Raw genomic sequence first — 2,449 nt, 5'->3', positions numbered from 1 at the left:
CTGGTGGCGCAGCGGGAAGCCGGGCATGCCGTCGCGCGGCGGTGGCCGGCCGGGCAGGGCGGGCTGGCGGTGGTAGTGACCGGCCGCCGGCAGCTCGGCGCGCGGCGCGAAGGGGTCGGCCTCGAATTCGGGCGGGATGTCCTTGGGGTCGGCCCAGGGCAGGCTTTCCAGCGGCAGGCGGAAGCCGATCGGCGAATCGCCGGGCAGCAGGAAGATCGGGTCGCCCTCGCGGAACAGCCAGAGCCCGCTCTCCCAGCCCTGGCCATCGGCGCGGCGGCGCAGCGGCAGCACCGAGCCGACCTCCGAGGACAGGCCCTGGCCGAAGACACGCGCCAGCCGGGCGCGCTCCAGCGGGTCGCGCAGCTTGGAATCCTCGACGAGGACATTCGCCGGCAGGCGCTTCTCCCGCCACAGATAGTGGTGGATGTCCTCATGCGCCGGCTGCACATACGCCTCGGCCAGGCCCAGCCGCAGGGCCAGCGCGCGGGCGAAGGCGCGGGCCTCGGCGGCGGTGGCGGTGTCGCTGTCCTCGTCATGCGCCAGCCGCGCGGGGTCGAGCCAGACCGGCTCGCCATCCTCCCGCCAGAAGGCGTTCAGCGCCCAGCGCGGCAGAGGCTCGCCGGGATAGTGCTTGCCCATGGCGTATTGCACCGCGGCGCCCGGCGCCCAGAGCGGCAGCAGGCGCTGCAGCAGCCGCCCGGCCAGGCGCCGCTTGGTGGGGCCGAGCGCGTCGGTGTTCCACTCGGCCCCCTCCTGGTCGCTGGCGGAGACGAAGGTGGGCTCGCCGCCCATGGTCAGCCGCACCCCGCCGGTGGCGAGCTGCGCATCGACCGCATCGCCGGCATCGAGGATCGCCCGCCACGCCGCCTCGGAATAGGGCTTGGTGACGCGCGGCGTCTCCCGCACCCGGACGACGCTCATGGCGAAGTCGAACGCGACCTCCGCCTTGCTCATCAGGCCGGAGATGGGGGCGGCGGATTGCGGCTCCGGCGTCGCCGCCAGCGGGATATGCCCCTCGCCGGTCAGCAGGCCGGAGGTGGCGTCGAGCCCGACCCAGCCGGCGCCGGGCAGATAGACCTCGGCCCAGGCATGCAGGTCGGTGAAATCGGCCGACGGCCCCTCAGGCCCCTCCAGCGGCTTCTGGTCGGCCACCAGCTGGATCAGGTAGCCGGAGACGAAGCGCGCCGCGTAGCCCAGATGCCGCAGCATCTGCACCAGCAGCCAGGCGCTGTCGCGGCACGACCCCTTGCCCTGGCCCAGCGTCTCCTCCGGCGACCAGACGCCGGGCTCCAGCCGCACGATGTAGTCGATGCGCTCGGAGAGCATCTGGTTCAGCCCGGTGATCATGGTCACCGTGCCCTGCTCGCCGCGCGGCACCTGCTCCAGCAGGCCAGCCAGCAGCGGGCCGGCGGGGGCGGCGCGGCGGAACGGCGCCAGCTCCTGCTCCAGCACCGGGTCATAGGCGAAGGGCCAGGTCTCCGCCTCGGGCTCCAGGAAGAAGTCGAAGGGGTTGATGGTGGCCATGTCGGCCACGAGGTCGATGGTGACCTCGAAATGCGTCACCGCGTCGGGGAACACCACGCGGGCCTGGAAATTGCCCTGCGGGTCCTGCTGCCAGTTGATGAAATGCGGCTTGGGCGAGATGCCGAGGCTGTAGGACAGCACCGGCGTGCGCGAATGCGGCGCCGGCCTGAGCCGGATGGTCTGCGGCCCGAGTGTCACCGGCCGGTCGTAGCGGTAGCGGGTGCGGTGGGTCAGCGCGACATGGATGGACATGCAGGATCCCGACTCGTTCCTGCGCGGCAGCATAGACAGGCGCCGGAGGCAGGGGAAATCATCGCTCCGGTGAAATCCGCACTTCGGCGCGGCAGCCGGGCGGCGCGCTGCCCGCCCGTTGTCGCTTTTGCCTAAGGGATGTGCGCCCGGCTGGCCGGCAGCGTCTCGATCACCGCCGAGAGCAGGCCGGAGGCGGCGCGCAGTGCCGCTGGCGCGCCCTCCGGCAGCCAGGAACTGACCCGCGTCTTGACGAAGCGCCCGCCCAGCACGGTCAGGCACACCGCCTCGCCGGTGCTGCTGCCATCCTCCTGCACCGCCTCGAAGGTGGCGCAGCGCAGCCCGGGCACTCCCTCACGGTCCGGCACCGCGCTGCTGGCGGCGGGCGTCACGGCGCGGTAGCGGCCCATCTGCACCATCGCCCGCATCTCGGCCGCCGTCTGGTTCAGCTCCAGCGCCAGCGCCGGGCTGGCGGCCCCCTCCGGCGACTGGCGGCGGCCACGGTCATACAGATAGAGCGTGGCGACCAGCCGTTCGCCCGAGACCGGCACATAGCGCTGGGCGACGCCGAGGCCCGGCGGCGCGGCGGGGTTGGCGGCGAAATCGGTGACCGGCCCGTGGCGGCGCAGGCCGGAGAGCGGGTCGGGCAGGGCGGCCAGCAGCCGCAGCTCGGGCG

Annotated in this window: 2 protein-coding genes; both read right to left on the bottom strand. The window is 73.3% G+C overall.

What is annotated here, in order from left to right; translation table 11 throughout:
- Nucleotides 1-1,776, bottom strand: a 1,776-nt coding sequence (locus tag HMPREF0731_RS04465; RefSeq protein ID WP_007002838.1) for a transglutaminase family protein, incomplete at its 3' end; no start/stop codon positions are given.
- A gap of 131 nt (nucleotides 1,777-1,907) precedes the next feature.
- Nucleotides 1,908-2,449, bottom strand: a 542-nt coding sequence (locus tag HMPREF0731_RS04460; protein ID WP_007002836.1) for a hypothetical protein, incomplete at its 5' end; no start/stop codon positions are given.

It is taken from the genome of Pseudoroseomonas cervicalis ATCC 49957 (assembly GCF_000164635.1).
Taxonomy (GTDB): domain Bacteria; phylum Pseudomonadota; class Alphaproteobacteria; order Acetobacterales; family Acetobacteraceae; genus Pseudoroseomonas; species Pseudoroseomonas cervicalis.
Note: the sequence above shows the minus strand (reverse complement) of the source record. Positions and strands in the feature narration are given on the sequence as shown.